At 69.5% G+C, this 21,267-nt stretch carries 16 protein-coding genes; 11 read left to right on the forward strand and 5 right to left on the reverse strand.

The features are described from left to right. Positions 1-67 precede the first annotated feature (67 nt). Both hemF and ACFFGH_RS01735 read right to left on the reverse strand, forming a co-directional pair. Positions 68-1,012 carry an oxygen-dependent coproporphyrinogen oxidase gene (gene hemF / locus ACFFGH_RS01730; protein ID WP_386664276.1) on the reverse strand — a complete coding sequence of 315 codons (945 nt, stop codon included), beginning with the start codon at positions 1,010-1,012 and terminating at the stop codon, positions 68-70. 93 nt (positions 1,013-1,105) lie between these two features. Continuing rightward, positions 1,106-3,490 carry a S9 family peptidase gene (locus ACFFGH_RS01735; RefSeq protein ID WP_386664277.1) on the reverse strand — a complete coding sequence of 795 codons (2,385 nt, stop codon included), beginning with the start codon at positions 3,488-3,490 and terminating at the stop codon, positions 1,106-1,108. A gap of 227 nt (positions 3,491-3,717) precedes the next feature. Between ACFFGH_RS01735 and ACFFGH_RS01740 the strand changes: the two genes are divergently transcribed. The 6 genes from ACFFGH_RS01740 to ACFFGH_RS01765 all read left to right on the forward strand — a co-directional run bounded on the left by ACFFGH_RS01740 (position 3,718) and on the right by ACFFGH_RS01765 (position 12,383). Further along, positions 3,718-5,133, forward strand: a complete 1,416-nt coding sequence (locus tag ACFFGH_RS01740; RefSeq protein ID WP_386664278.1) for a cytochrome ubiquinol oxidase subunit I — start codon at positions 3,718-3,720, stop codon at positions 5,131-5,133. Beyond that, positions 5,130-6,143 (forward strand): cytochrome d ubiquinol oxidase subunit II, encoded by a 1,014-nt coding sequence (gene cydB, locus ACFFGH_RS01745; RefSeq protein ID WP_386664280.1) that lies wholly within the window; start codon positions 5,130-5,132, stop codon positions 6,141-6,143. The genes ACFFGH_RS01740 and cydB overlap by 4 nt, the downstream gene beginning before the upstream one ends. 86 nt (positions 6,144-6,229) lie before the next feature. Continuing rightward, positions 6,230-6,502, forward strand: coding sequence for a YcgL domain-containing protein (locus tag ACFFGH_RS01750; protein ID WP_386664282.1), 273 nt, complete (start codon positions 6,230-6,232; stop codon positions 6,500-6,502). Beyond that, the gene (locus ACFFGH_RS01755; RefSeq protein WP_386664284.1) at positions 6,495-9,812 is read left to right on the forward strand and encodes an ankyrin repeat domain-containing protein; all 3,318 of its coding nucleotides are present in this window, start codon (positions 6,495-6,497) and stop codon (positions 9,810-9,812) included. The genes ACFFGH_RS01750 and ACFFGH_RS01755 overlap by 8 nt, the downstream gene beginning before the upstream one ends. Before the next feature lie 60 nt (positions 9,813-9,872). Then, complete coding sequence (locus ACFFGH_RS01760) at positions 9,873-10,799, forward strand: energy transducer TonB (protein ID WP_386664286.1); 927 nt, start codon at positions 9,873-9,875, stop codon at positions 10,797-10,799. A 549-nt stretch (positions 10,800-11,348) separates the two neighbouring features. After that, positions 11,349-12,383, forward strand: coding sequence for a GGDEF domain-containing protein (locus tag ACFFGH_RS01765; protein WP_386664287.1), 1,035 nt, complete (start codon positions 11,349-11,351; stop codon positions 12,381-12,383). A gap of 158 nt (positions 12,384-12,541) precedes the next feature. Here ACFFGH_RS01765 and ACFFGH_RS01770 read toward each other — a convergent pair whose 3' ends face one another. The 3 genes from ACFFGH_RS01770 to trxA form a co-directional block, all read right to left on the reverse strand. Continuing rightward, positions 12,542-13,054 (reverse strand): hypothetical protein, encoded by a 513-nt coding sequence (locus ACFFGH_RS01770; protein WP_386664289.1) that lies wholly within the window; start codon positions 13,052-13,054, stop codon positions 12,542-12,544. A gap of 141 nt (positions 13,055-13,195) precedes the next feature. Next, positions 13,196-14,932: a transcription termination factor Rho gene (gene rho, locus ACFFGH_RS01775; protein ID WP_386667292.1), complete on the reverse strand. Its 1,737-nt coding sequence runs from the start codon at positions 14,930-14,932 to the stop codon at positions 13,196-13,198. 246 nt (positions 14,933-15,178) lie between these two features. After that, positions 15,179-15,505, reverse strand: coding sequence for a thioredoxin (gene trxA / locus ACFFGH_RS01780; protein WP_386664290.1), 327 nt, complete (start codon positions 15,503-15,505; stop codon positions 15,179-15,181). A 229-nt stretch (positions 15,506-15,734) separates the two neighbouring features. Between trxA and rhlB the strand changes: the two genes are divergently transcribed. The 5 genes from rhlB to ung all read left to right on the forward strand — a co-directional run bounded on the left by rhlB (position 15,735) and on the right by ung (position 21,145). Beyond that, entirely contained in the window at positions 15,735-17,510 is a 1,776-nt protein-coding gene (gene rhlB, locus ACFFGH_RS01785; RefSeq protein WP_386664292.1) for an ATP-dependent RNA helicase RhlB, read from the forward strand. 398 nt (positions 17,511-17,908) lie between these two features. After that, entirely contained in the window at positions 17,909-18,592 is a 684-nt protein-coding gene (ftsE, locus tag ACFFGH_RS01790) for a cell division ATP-binding protein FtsE (protein WP_386664294.1), read from the forward strand. Further along, on the forward strand, positions 18,589-19,533 hold the full coding sequence (ftsX, locus tag ACFFGH_RS01795; protein WP_386664295.1) for a permease-like cell division protein FtsX: 945 nt from the start codon (positions 18,589-18,591) through the stop codon (positions 19,531-19,533). The genes ftsE and ftsX overlap by 4 nt, the downstream gene beginning before the upstream one ends. 4 nt (positions 19,534-19,537) lie before the next feature. Further along, the gene (locus ACFFGH_RS01800) at positions 19,538-20,386 is read left to right on the forward strand and encodes a response regulator (protein ID WP_386664297.1); all 849 of its coding nucleotides are present in this window, start codon (positions 19,538-19,540) and stop codon (positions 20,384-20,386) included. A gap of 3 nt (positions 20,387-20,389) precedes the next feature. Then, complete coding sequence (gene ung, locus ACFFGH_RS01805; protein ID WP_386664299.1) at positions 20,390-21,145, forward strand: uracil-DNA glycosylase; 756 nt, start codon at positions 20,390-20,392, stop codon at positions 21,143-21,145. Positions 21,146-21,267 lie beyond the last annotated feature (122 nt).

Here is a 21,267-nt window from a genome sequence, read left to right on the forward strand (position 1 = left end):
GAGCGCTGGAGATCGACCTTCACTGCGCGCATCCAGGCGCGAGCGTCCCGCGAACGCGCCGCTCCGGTCAGCCGGGTCCCGCGGGATCGGCGAGCCAGTCGCGCGGGCTCAGGTACGCGGCCAAGCGCGCCTCGTCACTGTCCGGCCCCGGCGTATAGCCGTACTCCCAGCGCACGCGCGGCGGCAGGCTCATCAGGATCGATTCGGTGCGCCCGCCCGATTGCAGGCCGAACAGCGTGCCGCGGTCGAACACGAGGTTGAATTCGACATAGCGGCCGCGACGGTAGAGCTGGAACTCGCGCTCGCGTTCGCCGAACGGCATGGCGGCGCGGCGCTGCACGATCGGCAGGTAGGCATCGAGGAAGCCGTCGCCGACCGCGCGCAGGTAGCCGAAATCGCGCTCGAAATCCTCATGCAGATCGTCGAAGAACAATCCGCCGACGCCGCGCGTCTCGTTGCGGTGCTTGAGGAAGAAATACTCGTCGCACCAGCGCTTGTGCGCCTCGTAGCGCGCCGCGCCGCCGAACGGCTCGCACAGCTCGCGCGCGGTGCGGTGCCAGTGCAGCACGTCCTCATCGAACGGATAGAACGGCGTCAGATCGAACCCGCCGCCGAACCACCACGCCACCGTTTCGCCGTCGCGCATTGCACGGAAATGCCGCACGTTCGCGTGCGTGGTCGGCAGGTAGGGATTGAGCGGGTGGAACACGAGCGACACGCCGACCGCACGCCATGAGGCGCCGGCCAGCTCCGGCCGAGCGGCGCTCGCCGAGGGCGGCAGCTTCGTGCCCGATACGTCGGAAAAGCCGATGCCCGCCTGCTCGAACACCGCACCATCGCGCAGGATGCGCGTGCGCCCGCCGCCGCCTTCGGCGCGCGTCCAGGCGTCCTCGACGAAGCGCGCGCGGCCGTCCGCGGCTTCGACCGCAGCGCAAAGCCGGTCCTGCAGGCCGGTGAGGTAGTCGCGGACGCGGTCGAATTCCGGTCCGGGCGCGGTCGCATGTTCGATCATGAGGCGCATTCTACCGGCGCCATTGCGGCGCCCTGAAACGCATTCGGGCGACCTGGGCCGCCCGTTTGCGTCGCGCCGTCGAAGCGGCCGGGGTTACTTCTTCACCGCCTCGTCGAACAGCTCATAGATGCGACGGTACTGGTCGTACCAGGCTTCCGGATGCGCATAGGCATGGCGTTCGAGCGGATAGCTCGCGAGCTCCCACTTGTCCTTCTTCAGCTCGATCAGCCGCTGCGCGAGCATCACCGAATCCTTGTAGAACACGTTGTCGTCGATCATGCCGTGCGCGATCAGCAGGTGGTCCTGCAGGTTGTGGGCGAGTTCAAGCGGCGAGCTGCGCTTGTAGGCTTCCGGGTCGAGCACGGGCGTATTGAGGATGTTGCTCGTGTACTCGTGGTTGTACTGCGACCAGTCGGTGACCGGGCGCAGCGCGGCACCGGCCTTGAACGTGCCCGGCTTTTTGAACAGCGCCATGAACGTCATGAAGCCGCCGTAGCTGCCGCCGTAGATGCCGGCACGGTCGCGGTCGCCCTGCTTGTTCTTGACGATCCAGTCGAGGCCATCGAGGTAATCGCGCAGCTCGGGCGTGCCCATCTGCTGGTAGATCGCCGTGCGCCAGTCGCGGCCGTAGCCTTCCGACGCGCGATAGTCGAGGTCGAGCACGATGTAGCCGTCCTGCACGAGCAGGTTGTGGAACATCTGTTCGCGGAAATAGACCGGGTACTTGTCGTGCACGTTCTGCAGGTAACCGGCGCCGTGCACGAACATCACGACCGGATACTTCTTGCCCGGCTCGAGCGTCTTCGGGCCGTAGTACTTGCCCCAGATCGCGCCGGCGCCATCGCTGGACGGGATCTGCACGTACTCCGGTTCGATCCACGTGCGCGCCTTGAACTCGGCGGAGCGGGTGTCGGTGAGCGTGCGCGCTTCACCGCCGGCAGCGTCGACCACCGCGAGCTGCGGCGGCAGGTAGCTGTCCGAGTGCCGCACGAGCAGCTTCGAACCATCCGGCGAAAGCGTGAAGTCCTCGACGCCGTCGAGCGAGGTCACCTCGCGCACGGCGCCGCCGGCCGCATCGACCGCGCAGACTTCGTAGTCACCGGGCCAGGCGCGGTTACAGGTGAAGTAGAACGTGCGCCCGTCGCGCGAGAGCTGCGGCGAGGAGACCTCCCACTTGCCCGAGGTAAGCGCGCGCGGCTTCGCACCATCGGCGAGGTACAGGTGCGAGTAGCCGGTGTGTTCGGACAGGAACCACAGCCGGTCCGCGCCGTTCGCACCCGGCAGCCAGCCGAATTCGTTGAAACCCCAGTTGATCCAGGCCGCGTCGGTGAGGCGGTGGCGGGGCTCGAGCTTCTGGCCGGCCAGATCGACCGTCGCCAGCCAGCGGTCCTTGTTGTCGACCGCGCGCACCAGCAGCGCGGCCTGGCGGCCGTCGTCGCTCCAGTGGATCGCGGGGCCGGTGCCGTCGCCATCGGTCTCGATGCGCGCGGCGCGGTTGCCCTTGAGCGGATCCTGCTTGGCGGCCTTGCGCATTGCCGCCAGCGGATCGACATCGATGCCGGGCAGCGCGTCGAACTTCAGCTCGGTCGCCTTGCCCTGCGCGACGTCGACCAGCCACAGCCGGTGCGCGAGCGGGGCATTGCGGCCCACGCGCGTGCGGACCTCCTCGAACTCCTCGTAACCGGACTCGGTCACGTACTTCGGCATCTTGCCGCGCTGGCCCGCGTCGGTGCCCTTGGGCTCGGTGACCACGAGCATCCAGCGCGAGTCAGGCGACAGCGCGCTGTCGACGATCACGACGTCATCGCCGAGGTAGACCGCTGCCGGTGCGCGGGTGGGATCGGCGGCCCGCCACTGCTCGTCCTGCACGCGTGCGGCGTCGCGGCGGTCGCGGTCGTTCTTGAGTGTTTCGATCAGGCGCAGCTGGCGGTCGCGCAGGTCGTCGGGCTTCGGCGCCGCGGCCGGGTCCTTCTCGGCCTTGACCAGCGCAGCCTGGCGCACGGTTTCGCCGGCCTTCCAGCGGTACCAGTCGTTGCCGGTGCGGAACACGAGCTCGCCCGACTCACTCCACTGCGGCAGCGCTTCGGCCGCATCGGTGCGGGTGACCTGGGTGAGTGCGCCGCTGCGCAGATCACGCACGAACACGTCGCCGTTGCGCACGAACGCCATGCGCGCGCCGCGCGGGTCGTAGACCGGCTGCGAAGCGTCGGCCTCGGCGCGTACCGCGCCGTCGAGCTTCTGCGCGGCGCCGCCCGTGATCGGCTGGCGGTAGGTGTCGCGGATCGTCGCGCCTTCGCGCTTGAGCGTGTAATACGCATCGCGGCCATCCCATGACCACCATGCCATCTCGACCGGAGCGCCGATCCAGTCCGGATCGGCCATCGCCTGGTCGAGGGTGATCGGCGTGGGTGCGGCATCGGGCGCCTGCGCGAACGCGGCGGTGGACGACAACAGCAGGGCAAGCGGCAACAGGCGCATTACGGACTTCCAGCAAGCGGGACCGCAGGGAGGTTAGCAGTCGCAACCGTGTAGGGACCGGCGCGGCCATGCCGAGTTCCGCACCGGCAGCTTCGGCAAAACCCGGCGTCATCGCGCGTTCAATCGCCGCGTTGCATCCGGCAGCGCATGGAGTGAAGAAGTCCGCCATGCGCCGCAGTGCACAATCCCCGCGCGGCGCTTCCCCGCGCGCCGCGGAGGCGCAATGCGTGGATGCTCTGCTGCTCTCGCGGATCCAGTTCGGCTTCGTGATTTCGTTCCACATTCTGTTCCCCGCCTTCACGATCGGCCTCGCGAACTGGCTCGCGTTCGTGGCCTGGCGTGCGCTGCGCACCGGCGATTCGACGTGGCGCGACCTCTACTTCTTCTGGCTGAAGATCTTCGCGATCTCGTTCGGCATGGGCGTGGTGTCGGGCATCGTGATGAGCTTCCAGTTCGGCACGAACTGGGCCCAGCTCACCGAGCGCGCGGGCAACATCATGGGCCCGATCATGAGCTACGAGGTGCTGACGGCGTTCTTCCTCGAAGCCTCGTTCCTCGGCGTGATGCTGTTCGGCTGGAAGCGCGTCTCGCAGCGCATGCATTTCTTCGCAACCTGCATGGTCGCGCTGGGCACCTTGATCTCGATGTTCTGGATCCTTTCGGCGAACAGCTGGATGCACACGCCGGCCGGCTACAAGATCGTCAACGGCGTGTTCGAGCCGGCGAACTGGTGGCAGATCGTCTTCAACCCGTCATTCCCGTACCGGCTCACGCACATGGCGCTGGCCGCGTTCATCACGACCTGCTTCGTGGTTGGCGGCGTATCGGCGCGCTACCTGCTGCGCGGCGAGCACATCGAGCAGGCCAAGCGGATGCTGCGCTACGCGGTCGCGTTCGCGGCAATCACGGTGCCGATGCAGATCCTCGTCGGCGACCTGCACGGGCTTGAGGTGCACGAGTACCAGCCAACCAAGCTTGCCGCGATGGAGGCGCACTGGCGCAGCGAAGGCGAGGGCAAGGGCGTGCCGTTGGTGCTGTTCGCAGTGCCGAACGAAGCGGCGGAACGCAACGATTACGAGATCGCGATCCCGCGCCTGGGCAGCATCATCCTCACCCATTCCTGGGACGGCGAGATCCTGCCACTCACCGCGGTGCCACCGGAGCTGCGGCCGCCGGTTGCGCCGGTGTTCTACGCGTTCCGCGTGATGGTCGGCATCGGCTTTGCAATGCTCGCGCTGGTCGCGGCCTCGGCGTGGGCCTGGCAGCGCAAGCGCCTGTTCGAATCGCGCTGGATCCTCAAAGGCTGGCGGCTGATGACGTTCGCCGGCTTCGTCGCGATCCTCGCCGGCTGGTACACGACCGAGATCGGCCGGCAGCCCTGGGTGATCTACGGGCTGCTGCGTACATCCGATGCACTGAGCCCGAACATCACCGCCGCAGCGGTGCTGTCGTCGCTGATCGCCTACATGCTGGTCTACGCGATCGTGTTCGGCGCCGGCACCTGGTACATCTTCAAGCTCGTCCGCAAAGGGCCGCAGCCGCACGAGCCGGCACCGACCGGCGAAGGCGGCAACAAGCGCCCGATGCGGCCGCTGTCGGTCGGCAACGAACAGCCCGATGAGATCCGGGAGGCACGGTCATGAACTGGGAAACCGTATTGCCGGTGCTGTTTTTCGGCGTGATCGGTTTCAGCACATTGATGTATGTGCTGCTCGACGGCTTCGTGCTCGGCCTCGGCGCGCTGGCGCCGTTTGCCGAAGACGAGCACCAGCTCGACCACATGATGAACACCGCCGCGCCGATCTGGGATGGTAACGAGACCTGGCTCGTGCTCGGCGGCAACGCATTGCTCGCGGCGTTCCCGCCCGCGTTCGGCATCATCATGTCCGGGCTGTACCTGCCGGTGCTGCTGATGCTGCTCGCGCTGGTGTTCCGCGGCGTCGCGTTCGAGTTCCGCTTCAAGGCCGTGCGCGGCAAGCGCTTCTGGGGCGGGGCGTTCGCGCTGGGCTCGATGTTCGCGGCATTCGCGCAGGGCGTGATCCTTGGCGCCGTCGTCGAAGGCATGCCGGTGCAGGAAGGCAAGTACATCGAAGGCGTGTTCGGCTGGTTCAGCCCGTTCTCGATGCTGACCGGCGTCGCGCTCGTGTTCGGCTATGCGCTGCTCGGCTCGACCTGGCTGATCCTCAAGACCGAGGGGCGACTGCAGAAGCTTGCGCGCCATATGGCGCGGCCGCTGGTGCTGGTCGTGGTCGCGTTCATGGGCCTGGTCAGTACCTGGCTGCCATTCCTTGACTCGCGGATCATGGCGCGCTGGTTCGAAGGCGGGAATTTCTGGTGGCTGTTTCCGGTGCCGGTACTCGCGCTCGTGAACGCGTGGCTGCTGTGGCGTGCAGCGATGCGCGAAGGGCGCGACGCGGCGCCGTTCGTGCTGACGCTGACGTTTTTCGGACTGGGTTTCGCCGGCCTCGTGCTCGGCATCTGGCCGAACATCGTGCCGCCGGACCTGACGATCTGGGAGGCGTCGTCGCCGCCGTCGTCGCAGATCTTCGTCGGTGTCGGCATGGTGATCCTGCTGCCGGTGATCCTCGGCTACACCTGGTGGGCGTATCGCGTGTTCGCCGGCAAGATCGCGGCCGACGTCGGTTACCACTGAATCAACCTGCGCAACCGCCGGCGTCCGCGGTGCGGAGCTGACGGTATGCTGTGCTACGAGTCACGTTTTGCGGAGCCGCGGCGCCCATGCAAGCCTACGTCTACAAGAGTCTGCGCAAGTACGACACCTACGTGTTCCTTCCCGAGCGTGACGATTTCGCGCGCCTGCCCGAACCGGTGCGCGCGCAGCTCGGGCCGCTGCAGTTCGTGCTCGATGTCGCGTTGACGCCGGGCCGCCGCCTGGCGCGCGCAAGCGCCGACGAGGTCCGCGCGAACATCGATGCCCACGGCTTCCACCTGCAGATGCCGCCGCTGCCGGCGGCCGATCCGATGAGTGACGACTGGGGCACGGATGCCTGAGTCCCGGGCGAGCAAGCGCAGCGTCGCGTTGCTGATCGCCGGTGCCGGCGTGGCGGCACTGACGGGTCTGGGCGGCTGGGTGGCGGCGCTGGCCGGTATCGGCGCACAGCCGCTGTTCGCGTTGGCGGTCGCACCGAAGGACAGTGCACGCGAACATCGCCGTGATGGCCTGGCGTTGCTGCTGCTGTGGGCGCTCGCGTTCGCGCTGGTCGCCGCCGCCGCAATGCTGCCGCTTTCGCAGCTGATGCGCACCGGCACGCTCGGGGCCGCATTCGCGCTGAGCGCGGTCACCGGTCTGGTGTTGCTTGCGCTGTGGCGGCTGTGGCCGCTGTGGCGCGGGCTTGAACGCGACGGCGGCGCGCTGTCGCGGCACCTGCCTGCGCTGCAGAGCGAAGACGTGGGCGCGTGGCGTGGGCTCGGCGCGGCGGTGGTCGTGGTAGCGCTGCTTGCCACGGTGCTCGTGCTCGCCTGGCCCGGGCTTCTCGACGGGACCGCGCGCTGGATCATCGGCGTGTCGCTCGCGCTGGTATCCGCGCCGCTGCACCTGCTGCTGCAACGCATCGCGCCGCCGGCTGCGGCGGAGCCGTGGCAGCCGGTCGCCGAACACTTCGATGCCCGAGCCGACGCACAGGCGCTTGATGACACGCCAGCGGTTACCGAAACCCCTGCCGTCGAAGCCCGACCGCCGGCCGACCCGGCCGAACTGGCAACGGCGCTGTATTCGGCCGCACGTACCGGCCGCGTCGAGCGCGCGCTCGAGCTGGTCGAAGCCGGCGCCGATCTGCGTGCGCCGCCTCCGCCGGGACGCGACCAGCGCAGCCTCGCGGTACTCGCCGCCGTGCTGCCGGACCTGCGGCTGCTGCGCGCGCTGATCGCGCATGGCATCGATCTCAATCGCTCGCACGCGGGCATGACGCCGCTGATCGCGGCCACGCGCGACAGCTGGCATGGCCGGCCGGATGCGGTGATGACGCTGCTCGCGAACGGGGCCGACCCGCGCACCCGCGACGCCGACGGCAACACGCCGCTGCACCATGCCGCGCGCAGCTCGGACCCGGGTGTGGCCGCGCTGCTGCGCGACGCGCAGGCCGAGCTCGAATCGCTGAACCACGAGGGCCTTTCGCCGCTCGGGGTGGCCTGCGCGGCCGGCAACTGGAGGCTCGCAAAGTTCCTGCTCGAACGCGGCGCCAGGCCCGAACCCGCAGACGGGCAGCCGGCGCTGCTCGCTGCGGCGGGCGGTGAGGATGACGATCCGGCCGGCGTGCAGCTGCTGCTTCGCTACAAAGCCCGTGTCGGCGCGCGCGATACCCGCGGGCGCAGCGCGCTTCATGAAGCGGCGCTGGCCGGCCATGTCGAGATCGCGAATGCACTGCTCACCGCGGGCGCCGATGCGACCGTCGCCGATGCCGAAGGCCGTACGCCGTTGCTCGAGGCCGCACGCGGCGGCCATCTCGAGCTGCTCGAACTTCTGATCGCGCACCTGCCGCACGGCATCGCGGCCGAAGCCGCCGCCACCGATGCGCGCGGCCGCAACGCCCTCGCACTTGCGTGCGCAGCCGAGCAGGCGCCGCCGGAACTGATCGCGCGCCTGCTCGAGCTCGGCGTCGACCCGCAGCAGCGCGACGCCGAAGGCCTCAGCGCCGTCGACGTTGCCGCCGCGGCCGGGCGCTGGACGCTGGTGGCGATGCTCGATGCGGGCTACGCATTGCCGACCTCGGTCGCCAGCGCGGAAGCGGCCGATGCGCCACTGCCGAATCTCGCGCCGTTCGCGCTGCTGCGCGAAACGCTGCGCGAAGGCCGGCCGGATACCAGCCTGCTGCCGCTGGTGACGGCGGACGAGCTCGGCACGCTGCTGCATGACGACGGGCTGGCGATGACGCCGGCCCCAGTCGAGTGGCTGCTCGCCCACGGCGCCGATCCGTACACACGCGACCGTCGTGGCGACACGCCGCTGTTCGTGCTGCTCGGCCGCGGCAGCCGCGCGATTGCGTCGCTCAACGTGATGCTGCGGCGCGCGGTCGCGCCCGCGGGCGCCGGTGGGCTTGCGCGTTTTCTCGCCGGTTGCGTGGGCGATGGCAGCACGCCGGGCGCGGAAGCGTTCGCGCTCGACCTGCTCGACCGCGGCGCCGATCCGTTCGCGCGCTCTCCGGCAGGCGACCCGCCGCTGGCGCTGGCCGTTCGGCTGGGCTGGATGGGACTGGTCGACAGGCTGCTGGAGACGGGCGTCGGGCTCGACGCTCGCGACAGCCACGGCATGAGCGCGCTGCACTTGGCCGCCGCGCTCGGACGCGCGCCCGCACTGAAGGCATTGGTACGCCGCGGCGCATCGCCGGACCTGCTTGCGGCCGATGGCCAGACCCCGCTCGGGGTCGCGCTGTCGGCCGGCCGCCGCGATCTGGCCGACTGGCTCGACTGGCGTGGCTGGCCGCTGCCGCGCCGCGCGCTGCAGCCGGCCGACGTGCCGTCCGCCGCGATCGTCGGCGACGCCGACGCCGTGCGCCGCCTGCTCGATCTGGGCCTGTCGGTCGATGCCGTCGACAGCCAGGGCTGCAGCGCGCTGCTGCGTGCCGCGGGCGGTGGTCATCGCGCGGTCGTCGACCTGCTGCTCGCGCGTGGCGCCGACCCGCAGGCCACGGCGAACTCCGGCGCCACGGCGTTGTCGGCTGCGGTCAGCATGCGCCACGCCGAGATCGTCGACCGGTTGCTCAGGGCCGGCGCGCCGCTCGAACAGCGACTGCCGGGCGGGCTGACCGTGCTGATGGTGGCCTGCGCACTCGGCCTGCCGGATCTCACGGCGCGCCTGCTCGCGTCCGGCGCGGACGTGCAGGCGACCGATGCCCAGCAGCGCACGCCACTGCACTGCGCGGCGATGTACGGCTTCGGGGCCCGCGACCGCACGCGCCTGGTCGCGCTGCTCGACACGCTGCTGCTCGCCGGTGCCGAGGTGGATGGCGTCGCCGATGGCGCAACGCCCTTGCTGCTGCTGCTCGGTGCACGTGCCGAGCCCGGCAGCGCTGCCGACGAGGACGTGCTGATCACCGGCCTCGAGCGCCTGCTAGACGACGGTGCCAGCCTCGACGCGCAGGACCCGCGCGGCTTCGGCCCGCTGCACCTCGCTGCGTTGCACGGGCTGGTGCGCGTCGTGCAGCGCCTGCTGCGCGCCGGCGCCGACCCCGAGCGCCGCGACACGCTCAATCGCACGCCGCGCGATATCGCACTGATGCGCGGCTTCATCGACATCGCGGCCGAGCTCGTCCCGGTGGCCGGCGGTCAGGTGTCGATGGCGCGGTTCCTGCGCGAGAACCGCTGACGCGGGTCCCTAGGGCCTCTGCCATGCAGCGGTCGCGTCTTTCGCTGCCGTCGCCATGCCTTGCATCCGCCCACGGCCGGGCATCGCTGCGGCAAGCGCGTGGGCGGCGCTATGCTTGTGCTTCGGACCCGAGAATGGATTTGCCCAATGAGCCGATGGATCGCGTTGATTGTCCTGTGCCTTGCAATGGGGGCGGCCGTGTCGGCCAACGGCCCCCGCGCGGTGCGCAAGCAGGCCGAATCGAGCCTGCTGGTGAAGGGCTCAATCGATATCACCGCCGACGGCGAGGTGCTCGCCCACACGCTGGAAGGCGGCGATACGGTGCCGCCCGCCATTGCTGAAATGATCGGTAAGCGCGTCTCAGAATTGCGCTTCGAACCGGTCGTGCTGCAGCCGGGCACGAGTCGCGCGCGTGCGCCGATGACCGTGCGCGTGGTCGCCAAGAAGCTCGACGATGACCGCTATGCGCTGCAGGTGCGCGGCATGCAATTCGGCTCGCACGCGCCCGGGGAGACCGTCTCGTCCAAGAGCTTGCCTCCGCCGAGCTACCCGGAATCGGCGGCATGGGGCGGCGTCGGCGGTACGGTGTACGTGGTCGTGCGCATCGGGCGCGACGGACGGGTAGAGGATGCGATTGCCGAACAGGTGAACCTGCGCGTGATCGACAACGAGTCCGCAATGACCAAATGGCGGCAGGTGCTTGCGCAGTCGGCCCTGCAGGGGGCGCGCAAATGGACGTTCACGCCGCCGCAGCGTGGCGAGGCCGCCGACGCTCCGTACTGGTCGGCGCGTGTGCCGGTCGATTACGTCGCACCGGGCCAGTCCGTGCCCAACGAGTACAAGTGGCACGCCTATATTCCCGGTCCACGGACCGCGATCCCGTGGGAGCCGGAAGTCTCGGCGGCAGGCGCGGATGCGCTGGCAGCCGGCGGAGTCCATCCGATCGGGCAGGGCCTGCGCCTGCTGACACCGATCGGCGAAGGCTGATCGAGCCGCAGCGATGCTGGGGCGTTGCTGCATCGGACAATCCTGCTCGAATCCGCGCCACGCTGGTGATGACGGTCACGCTCGCGGCAGCGTGTCGGCTCGCGCCACGGCGCACAGGCCGAAATGGCCGTCGCCATAGGTGACTCAGCGTGAGCTGATAGATGCCGGCGCGTTGCCGACCGGGGGCGAGTCCGCCGGTGCCGCGCCAGCGTCGCCCCGGTCGCAGCGGCGCTACTCGCAAACGCCTCTCGCAATCGCCGCCCGACCGGCTGTTGGGCTTCACGCCCTTGTCGAGCGCCGCGCTCATGCCGTAGGACGCCGCCTGCCGCTCGCGGCGGTCGGCACGTCGGCTTGCGTACAGGGTCAAGCGCGAGGGCCGCGACCGGGCCGTGATCGACGACGTCAAACCGGCTGCCGGCTGAAGCCCGAACTATTCCGATTCAACTCCCCGGCCGGACGGCCGATACCTGCTCCGAGTGCCCCGGGTCCGCGGGCGCAGCGGCAGGCGATGCGATCGCCGCCGTCGTCAGGATCGATCGAGACCGCCCCATGCCGTGGCAACGCCTGCAATCCGATTTCCGCTTCGCGCTGATCACGCTGTTCGGCGCACTGGCGACCGTGTGCCTGCTGCCGATCGCGGGGTACCGGTTCGCCACCGGGGACGTCGCGGCGGGCGTGATCGATCTCGTCGTGGTGGCGGTCATCGCCGGCAGCGTCGTCTACATGTGGCGCGGAGGCAGTGTCGAGTGGGCCGGGCGCGCGGCCGCGGGCATCGGCGCGATTGGCGTGATTGTGGTGGCGTCGCTCGTCGGTCTGTCGGGCCTGCTATGGACCTATCCGGCCGTGGTGGCAGGCTTTCTGCTCATCGAGCGCCGCCATGCGATCGCTTATGGCGCGGTCACCGTGCTGATCGTCGCAGCCACCGGGCAGGGGTTCGACAGCGGCTTCATGCGGGTCGCGTTTGCGGTCACCGGCTTGGTCGTCGGCCTGTTCGCGTACATCTTCGCCCACCGCACCGAGCACCAGCGCATGCAGCTCGAACGGCTCGTCACGCGCGACACGCTGACCTCGGCGGCGAACCGGCGCGCGATGGAGCAGGAGCTGCCGATTGCGGTTGAAACGAGCCGCCGCGGCAACGTACCGGTCAGCCTGGCGGTGCTCGACATCGACCACTTCAAGCGCATCAACGATGGCCACGGGCACGAGACCGGCGACCGAGTGCTCGTCGACTTCGCCCGCGTCATCGGCGCAGCCACGCGGCGGGGTGACCGGTTGTTCCGCTACGGCGGCGAGGAATTCGTGCTGCTGCTTCCCGGTATCGATACGACCGCGCTCGCATCGCTGTGCGACACGCTGCGTGCACGCGTGGCGGACATGGTCGAGGTGGACGGGCGGCCGATCACGGTGTCGATCGGCGCGGCCGAACTCGGTGCGCGTGAAAGCGTCAGCGAGTGGCTCGCGCGCGCCGACAGCGCGATGTATCGCGCCAAGCGCGACGGCCGCAACCGCGTCGTCGTCGCACCCTCGCAGGTCGAGGCGACGGTCGTCGACCTGCTGCAGCGGCAGGCGGCGCTGCGCGACTGAGGGACGGCTGATTCAAGCTCCGCGATCACGCGATCACGCGATCACGCGATCACGCGTCGCGAGTCGCGAGTCGCGAGTCACGAGTCACGAGTCACGAGTCACGAGTCACGAGTCACGAGTCACGAGCGCGCAGCGCCCGGCACGTAACGCCCGGGGCCTCAATGCATGGCCGTTGTGCCGGACTGCACCGCAAGCGGGCAGGCTTGGCCGCTTGCCTCCGCGACGTCGGTTCCGCGCGCGGCAATGCCGCCGAGCACGCGTCGCATCGCATCGAAACGCCGTGCAAGCTGCGCGAACAGCTCGGCATGGCCAGCGCGTGCCAGCAATGAGACCTCGCCATACGCCGCCTGTCCGAGCGCGGCGTAGTAGCCCGGCTGCACGTTGCGCCGGCGCGCGAGCCGCGGAAACAACCCCGCGATCAGCAGGCAGCGGTCACCGACATCACGCAGCGCGTCGGTCCGCGCACGGCCGACCAGCTCGAGGCCATGCAGGCATTCCAGCGCCATCGTGCGTCCGCCCAGCAGCGCGTCGTGCTGGTGCCGATGCAGCACGAACACCAGGTAGCTTTCGACATCATCCGGCAGGCGCACGTGCATGCGCGCTTCGCCGTCGCGTACAAGCTCGTACCACAGCTCGGTGGTGGCTCCGGTGTGCAGGGTCCGGTCCGGCATGTCGTGCTCCCCTCGCTGGCCGATGGCGTAGGGCCAGAGTTAGCACGCAGCGAACACGTTAAACGGCGCCGCCGATCACAGAGCAGCACGCAAACGAAAACGCCCCGCAATGCGGGGCGTAATCGTTCATGCAAAGCGGGTTTAACGCTTCATCGAACTGAAGAACTCGTCGTTCGACTTCGTGGTCTTCATCTTGTCGAGCAGGAACTCCATCGCCGCGATCTCGTCCATTCCGTGCAGCAGCTTGCGCAGGATCCAGATCTTCTGCAGCAGCTCCGGCTCGATCAGCAGGTCCTCGCGGCGGGTGCCCGAGCGGTTGATGTCGATCGCCGGGTAGACGCGCTTTTCCGCGATGCGACGGTTCAGGTGCACTTCCGAGTTGCCGGTGCCCTTGAACTCCTCGTAGATCACCTCGTCCATCTTGCTGCCGGTGTCGATGAGGGCCGTGGCGATGATCGTCAGCGAGCCGCCTTCCTCGACGTTGCGCGCCGCGCCGAAGAAGCGCTTCGGCCGGTGCAGCGCGTTCGCGTCGACACCGCCGGAGAGGATCTTGCCCGAGCTCGGCACGACGTTGTTGTAGGCACGTGCCAGGCGGGTGATCGAGTCGAGCAGGATCACTACGTCCTTCTTGTGCTCGACCAGGCGCTTGGCGCGCTCGATCACCATCTCGGCAACCTGCACGTGGCGCGCGGCCGGCTCGTCGAACGTCGAGCTCACCACTTCGCCGCGCACGGTGCGCTGCATTTCGGTGACTTCCTCGGGACGCTCGTCGACCAGCAGCACGATCATGTGCACGTCCGGGTGATTGGTCGTGATCGCCGTGGCGACCTGCTGCATCAGCATCGTCTTGCCGGCCTTCGGCGGCGAGACGATCAGTGCGCGCTGGCCTTTGCCCTGCGGCGCCATCAGGTCGAGGATGCGGCCGGTGATGTCCTCGGTCGAACCATCGCCGCGCTCGAGCCGGAACTTGCGGCGCGGGAACAGCGGGGTCAGGTTCTCGAACAGGACCTTGTTCTTGCTCGCCTCGATCGGCTCGCCGTTGATCGTGTCGACGATCGACAGCGCGAAGTAGCGCTCGCCGTCCTTCGGGAAGCGGATGCGGCCCGACAGATGGTCGCCGGTGCGCAGGTTGAAACGGCGGATCTGGCTCGGCGAAATGTAGGTGTCATCCGGACCGGCGAGGTAGCTCGCCTCGGCCGCGCGCAGGAAGCCGAAGCCGTCGGGCAGGATTTCCAGCACGCCATCGGCGGCAACACCTTCGCCGTGGCGCGTGAGCACCTTCAGCAGCGCGAAGATCACATCCTGCTTGCGCGCGCGGGCGACGCCTTCCTGGATGTTGAGCTGGTCGGCGATCTCGAGCAGCTTCGGCGCCGGCATGCGCTTGAGGTCGCCGAGCGAATACGCCGGGAAGCCCTCGGGCACCTGCGGGTGCGGGCGCGGTACGAAACTGTCCTGACGATCGCCCTCGTCACCCATGCCGCCATCACGGCCACCGCGGTCACGGTTGCGGTCGCGGCGGTTGCGGAAGCGGTCGCGGCGGTTGCCGCGATTGCCCTCGAACTCGCCGCGCTGGCCGTTCTCGCCCTGCGCCTGGCCCTGGTTCTGGCCGTTCTGGCCCTGCTGCGCATTCTGGCCGGACGACGCATTCTGGCCGGACTCGGCGTTGCCGCCGTTCGACTCGCGGGGCGCTTGCTCACGGGAGCCCTGCTCACGCGGGGCCTGCTCGCGCGGCGCTGCGGCTTCGCGCGGCGCAGGGGCGGATTCGCCGGCTGGCGCAGCGGCAGCGCGCGGCGCGGCCGGCGCGTCGAGCGGAAGCTGCTGCGGCTTGCCTTCGGCGGCCGCGGCGGTGTCGGCTTTCGGGGCGCGCGGCTTGCGCACGCGCTTCTCGGCGATTTCGCCGGCGTCTGTGGTGTTATCGGACAAGCGTGGAATCCTCGCTAAGCGGCGAGCGCTCGCAGGCGCGAGCGGGGCGTCAGGGACGGTATCGAAGACGGGGTGCGGCGGACGAGTGCGCGCCGGATGTCGCGGAAGCTAGCACCGCCATTGCGAATTACGCAAGCGGCGGCGCCAGGCGGCCATGGGCCGATTCATGCAGCCGGCGCGGCCAGCCCCGGCTGCAGGCGCTCAGAGCGCCTTGTCGAGCATCTGGCTCAGCTGCGCCTTGCCGACCGCGCCGATCTGCGTGGCCTGCACCTGGCCATCCTTGAACAGCAGCAGCATCGGGATCGAGCGCACGTGGTACTTCATCGCCGTTGCGCGGTTGTGGTCGACGTTGACCTTCACGATCTTGACGCGGCCGTCATAGCTTTCGGCCAGCTCGTCGAGCGCCGGCGCGATCATGCGGCAGGGGCCGCACCATTCGGCCCAGAAGTCGACGAGCACCGGCTCGGACGACTGCAGTACCGCGGATTCGAAGTCGGCATCGCCGACGTGCTTCACTTTCTCGCTCACGGGGATCTCCTGTGGGGACGGAATGGATGCCCGGGCGCGCCGGCCGCTGGCACGCAGGGGCATACGGTAGACTGGGGCTCAACGCGGCATTGGCCGGCGATTTTCGCCCGTGCCGGCCGACCGATATCTTGCTCGCGTGGCACCTGACCGGCCCTGGCAGTCTGCGTCGCCGCCGCCACCCACGCAAGCCACGATCCACGCCGCGCACCGCGCGCTGACAGAACAGGCCATGAGCGACAAGCCTTTAACCGACATTACATTCTCCTCATTCGACCTCCATCCGACCCTGCTGGCCGGGCTCGAGGCCGCCGGGTTCTCACGCACCACGCCGATCCAGGCGCTGACGCTGCCGCTGGCCCTGCAGGGCCGCGACGTGGCCGGGCAGGCCCAGACCGGCACCGGCAAGACGCTCGCGTTCCTGGTCGCGGTCGTGAACCGCCTGCTGACCCGGCCCGCGCTGGCCGACCGCAAGCCCGAGGACCCGCGCGCGCTGATCCTCGCCCCGACGCGCGAACTCGCGATCCAGATCCACAAGGACGCTGTGAAGTTCGGCGACGAGCTGGGGCTGAAGTTCGCGCTGGTCTACGGCGGCGTCGATTACGACAAGCAGCGCGAGCTGCTGCAGAAGGGCGCGGACGTCATCATCGCCACGCCGGGCCGGCTGATCGACTACGTCAAGCAGCACAAGGTCGTGTCGCTGCATGCGTGCGAGATGTGCGTACTCGACGAAGCCGATCGCATGTTCGACCTCGGCTTCATCAAGGACATCCGCTTCCTGCTGCGCCGCATGCCCGAGCGCACCACGCGCCAGACGCTGCTGTTCTCCGCAACGCTGAGCCATCGCGTGCTCGAGCTCGCATACGAGCACATGAACGAGCCCGAGAAGCTCGTCGTCGAGACCGAATTCATCACCGCGGCGAAAGTGCGCCAGAAGGTGTACTACCCGTCGGATGAGGAAAAGCTCCCGCTGCTGATCGCGTTGCTGTCGCGCTCCGAGGGCGCGCGCACGATGGTGTTCGTCAACACCAAGGCGTTCGTCGAGCGGGTCGCGCGCTCGCTGGAGAAAGCCGGCTACCGCGTCGGTGTGCTCAGCGGCGACGTGCCGCAGAAAAAGCGCGAGTCGCTGCTGAAGAAGTTCCAGGCTGGCCAGCTCGAGATCCTCGTGGCAACCGACGTCGCCGCGCGCGGCCTGCACATCGACGGCGTGTCCCACGTCTACAACTACGACCTGCCGTTCGATGCCGAGGACTACGTCCACCGCATCGGCCGCACCGCGCGCCTGGGCGCCGAGGGTGACGCGATCAGCTTCGCCTGCGAGCGCTACGCGATGAGCCTGCCGGATATCGAGGCCTATATCGATCAGCGCCTGCCGACCGAGCAGGTCACGGCCGACATGCTGGTGGCGCTGCCACGCGCGAAGCGTGAGGCGATTGCGGACGAAGCCGGGGCCGACGAGGGCGAAAGCATCGGTGCGATCTTCAAGGAAGCGCGCGAGCAGCGCGCGGCCGAGGACGAGCGCCGTGGCGGCGGTCGCAGCCGCGCCGGCGGCCCGTCGCGCAGCGGGTCCGGCGGACGTGGCGAAGGCCGCGGTCGCACGGGCGACAAGCCGCGCAGCCCCCGCCCGCCGCGCGAGCCTGTTGCTACGACGCCGGCCGACGAGCCGGCCACCATCGTCGTCACGCCCGAGCAGGTCACCGAGACCACCGGAATCGACGCGACCGAGCGCGCACCCCGCAAGCGCCGCCGGCGTCGCGGTGGCCGCAAGGTCGCCGAAGGCGCCGAGGAGGCTGGCATGCTGCAGCCGGCCGCGGCGATGGATGGCCGGGCGGCCGGCACGATACCGACCAACCCGCCCAAGGCGCCGCGCGCGCGCAAGGCGGCCGAGCCCGCCGCCAAGACGCCTGCCCCCGCATCGGCGGCCGAGCCGGCCAAGCCCGGCCTGCTGCGTCGACTCGGGCGCGGGCTCAAGTCGCTCGTAACGCGCGCACCGCGCTCGCAGCACTGATCGGGGCTAGCGACTGTGGCGACCGCTTGCGGTCGCTGCGGTCGACCAGAGGCTGATCGGGCCGCAGCGCTGCCGTTGCGGGCCGCCGCACGTCGTTTGCGGCGGTGTCGAACGGCGACGTGGCAGTGCCGCTCGCCGGCCGGCATCCGAGCACCGTGGCTTCGGTGTACGGCCGGTCGATGACGGGCATCGGATCGGGCCCAAATTCGAATTTCCGGTTCCGCACTCCGCACTCCGCACTCCGCCCAGCGTCTGGCACGTCGGCGTGCAACCGCTGCGATCTCCCGCCCCGGCGCAGCTTCGACCTGCGAGCTGCACCGGTGTGAGGCCCATTCGTGGGGCGGCCGGCCATCGGCTTCTGCGATACTGCCGCCTCTTCGCTTGAGGCACGCTCCCCCATGCCGCTCCTGCGTTTCGACAACGTCAGCAAGCGCTACGCGAACCGCGAAGCTCTCGTCGACGTGAGCTTTTCGGTCGAACCCGGCGAGATGCTGTTCGTGACCGGCCACTCCGGTGCCGGCAAGAGCACGCTGTTGCGCCTGATCCACCTGACGGAGCGGCCCAGCCGCGGCACCGTGCTGCTCGCCGATCGCAACCTCGGCAAGACGCGCGGGCGGCGGATCGCGCTGCACCGGCGCGAGATCGGCGTCGTGTTCCAGGACCACTGCCTGCTCGCCGACCGCAGCGTCGCCGACAACGTCGGCCTGCCGCTGCTGCTGCGCGGGCTGCCACGTGCGGACACCGCCAAGCGCGTGCGCGTAATGCTCGACAAGGTCGGTCTCGGTGACCGCGGCGGAGCGTTGCCGCACCAGCTTTCGGCCGGTGAGCAGCAGCGCGTCGGCATTGCGCGCGCGGTTGTCGGCGAGCCGACGCTGCTGGTCGCCGACGAGCCGACCGGCAACCTCGACCCGACGCTGTCGGCCGAAATCCTGTCACTGCTCGAATCGCTCGCAGAGCGCGGCACCGCGGTGCTCGTTGCCAGCCATGACCTCACGCTCGTGCGCCGCATGCGCAAGCGCGTGCTGGTGCTCGACAACGGCCGGCTGGTGGACGACATCGCCCCGACGGAGCTGGCGCCATGAGCGCCGCGACGCGCACCGCCCTGCCACGCCGTTCCGGGTTCGGCACCTGGTTTGACCACCACGTCTACAGCGTCGTTGCGAGCATCGGCCGGCTTGCGCGCCGGCCCTGGGCGACCGGGCTGACGGTCGGCGTGATGGCGATCGCGCTCGCGCTGCCGCTCGGGCTGTCGATCGTGCTCGCGAACGTGGCGCGCTTTGCCGGCGATGTGCAGGAGTCGCGCGTGATCGGCGTTTACCTCGACCCAGGGCTGCCGGCCGGACGAGCCCGGGCGATCGCGGCGACGCTGCGCGAGCGTGCCGACGTCGCCCGGGTCGAATACCGGTCGCCCGAGGACGGCCTGCGCGAGCTGCGCGATCGCGGCGGCTTCGGCGAGGCGCTCGAGGCGCTGGACGCCAATCCGCTGCCGGGCCTGCTGCAGGTGACGCCGGCCGGGGACGGCGCCGCCCTGGCGGCCCAGCTCGCCAAATTGCCCGAGGCCGACCTGGTCCAGCACGACGTGGTCTGGCGCCAGCGCCTGCGCGACTGGCTGCGGCTCGGCACGCGGTTGGCGGCCGTGCTCGCGGCGCTGCTCGGCGTCGGCGCGCTGCTCGTGGTCGGCAACACCGTGCGGCTGGACATCCAGTCGCGGCGCGAGGAAATCGCCGTGCTGCAGCTGCTCGGCGCGACCGACGGTTTCATCCGGCGCCCGTTCCTGTACCTCGGCGCGTGCTACGGCGCACTGGCCGGGCTGATCGCGCTGGCGCTGCTGACCGCAGCCGACCTTGCGCTGCGCGCGCCGGTCGCGCAACTGGCGCGCAGCTACGGCAGCGCGTTCGAACTGCAGGGCTTCTCGCCACTGCACGCGGCCGCCGCGGTCGTCGGCGCTGCGCTACTGGGCTGGCTTGGCGCGGGGCTGGTTACCGGCCACTATCTGCGCCAGACCCGGCCGACTTCGACCTGAGCCCATGACGACCGGACCGACCGACCTGCGCCACCTCGCCACCGACGCGCCCCGCATCATGGTGGTCGACGGCTCCCGGCTGGTGCGCAAGCTGATCGGCGACGTGCTGGTGCAGGAAGTCGCGAGCGCGGTCGTGGTGCCGTGCGCGGGCATTGCCGAAGCGCGCGAAGCGCTCGCCGCCGGGCCGGTCGACCTGGTCACGACCTCGCTCGCGCTGCCCGACGGCGATGGCATCGCGCTGGCGCGCACCGTGCGCGAGACCGGCAGCCAGGCCTACGTGCCGGTGATCGTGGTGTCGGCCGATGCGCAATCGCATCTGGAGGCGCGGCGCTTCACCGAGGATGTCACCGACTACTTCGACAAGTCGCTCGGCTTCAGTGCGCTTGCCGCGTTCATCCGCGGCTACGTGCAGCCGCAGCCGATCCCCGGCGCGCGCGTGCTGTACGTCGAAGACAGTCGGGTGGTCGCGCTTGCGACCAAGCGCATGCTCGAACGGCATGGCATGACCGTGCTGCATTTCGTCGGGGTGGAGGAGGCGCTGGTCCACCTCGAATCCTGCCGCGGCAACGACGACCCTGGCGCCGACCTCGTGCTCACCGACGTCTACCTCAAGGGCGAGCTCAGCGGGCACGACCTGCTCGAGCGGCTGCGGGGCGACTTCGGCTACGGCAAGCGCCGGCTGCCGGTGCTCGTAATGACCGGAGATGCGAATCCCGACAACCAGAGCGGCCTGCTGCGTGCGGGCGCGAACGATCTCGTACTCAAGCCGATCGAGGAGCGCCTGCTGGTCACCAAGACGCTGTTCCAGCTGCGGCTCGCGCGACTGACGGACGCCGCATCGCCGGCGGACTGAGCCATGGCGAGCGACCGCGTCCAGCTCGAGTCGTCATGGAAGGCGCGCATCGGCGACTGGTTCGAACGCGAGGACATGCGCGCGCTGTCGGGCTTCCTGCGCGAGCGCCGCGCGGCAGGGGCGACGGTGTACCCGCGCGGTCCGGACATCTTTGCCGCATTCGAGGCCTGCCCGTTCGACGCGACGAAGGTCGTGATCCTCGGCCAGGACCCCTACCACGGCCCCGGCCAGGCGCACGGGCTGTGCTTCTCGGTCAGGCCTGGCGTCGACGTGCCGCCGTCACTGGTCAACGTGTTCAAGGAGCTCGAGCGCGACCTCGGCATCCCGCGTCCCGACCACGGCTGCCTGTTGCCCTGGGCTCGCCAGGGCGTTCTGCTGCTGAACGCGGTGCTGACCGTCGAGGCCGGGCGCGCAGGCGCGCATCAGGGCCGCGGCTGGGAAGGGTTCACCGACCGCGTTGTAGAACTGCTCAACCACGAGCGCGAGCATCTGGTCTTCCTGCTCTGGGGCAGCTACGCGCAGGCCAAGGGCAAGGTTATCGACCCGCGCCGCCATCGCGTGTTGAAGGCGCCGCATCCTTCGCCGCTGTCGGCGCACCGGGGGTTTATCGGATGCGGGCACTTCTCGGCGACGAACGAGTACCTGAAGCGCACCAAGCAGCGACCGATCGACTGGCGACTGCCGCCGCGTGCCGCACTCGAGCTTGATAACGGTTGTGCTACAGCTGGGGCGGCCCCATCTGGATCACGGCCGAGTTGATCCGGCGGTTACGTCTGCTTTGACACAATCCTGTAGTCATGGAGCGCGCCATCGTTCTATGAATGCAACATTGCAGGACCTTTTGGCCTATTTAGCAGTCCCATGTCTCGACTGCTAAGATG

It is taken from the genome of Lysobacter korlensis (genome assembly GCF_042434515.1).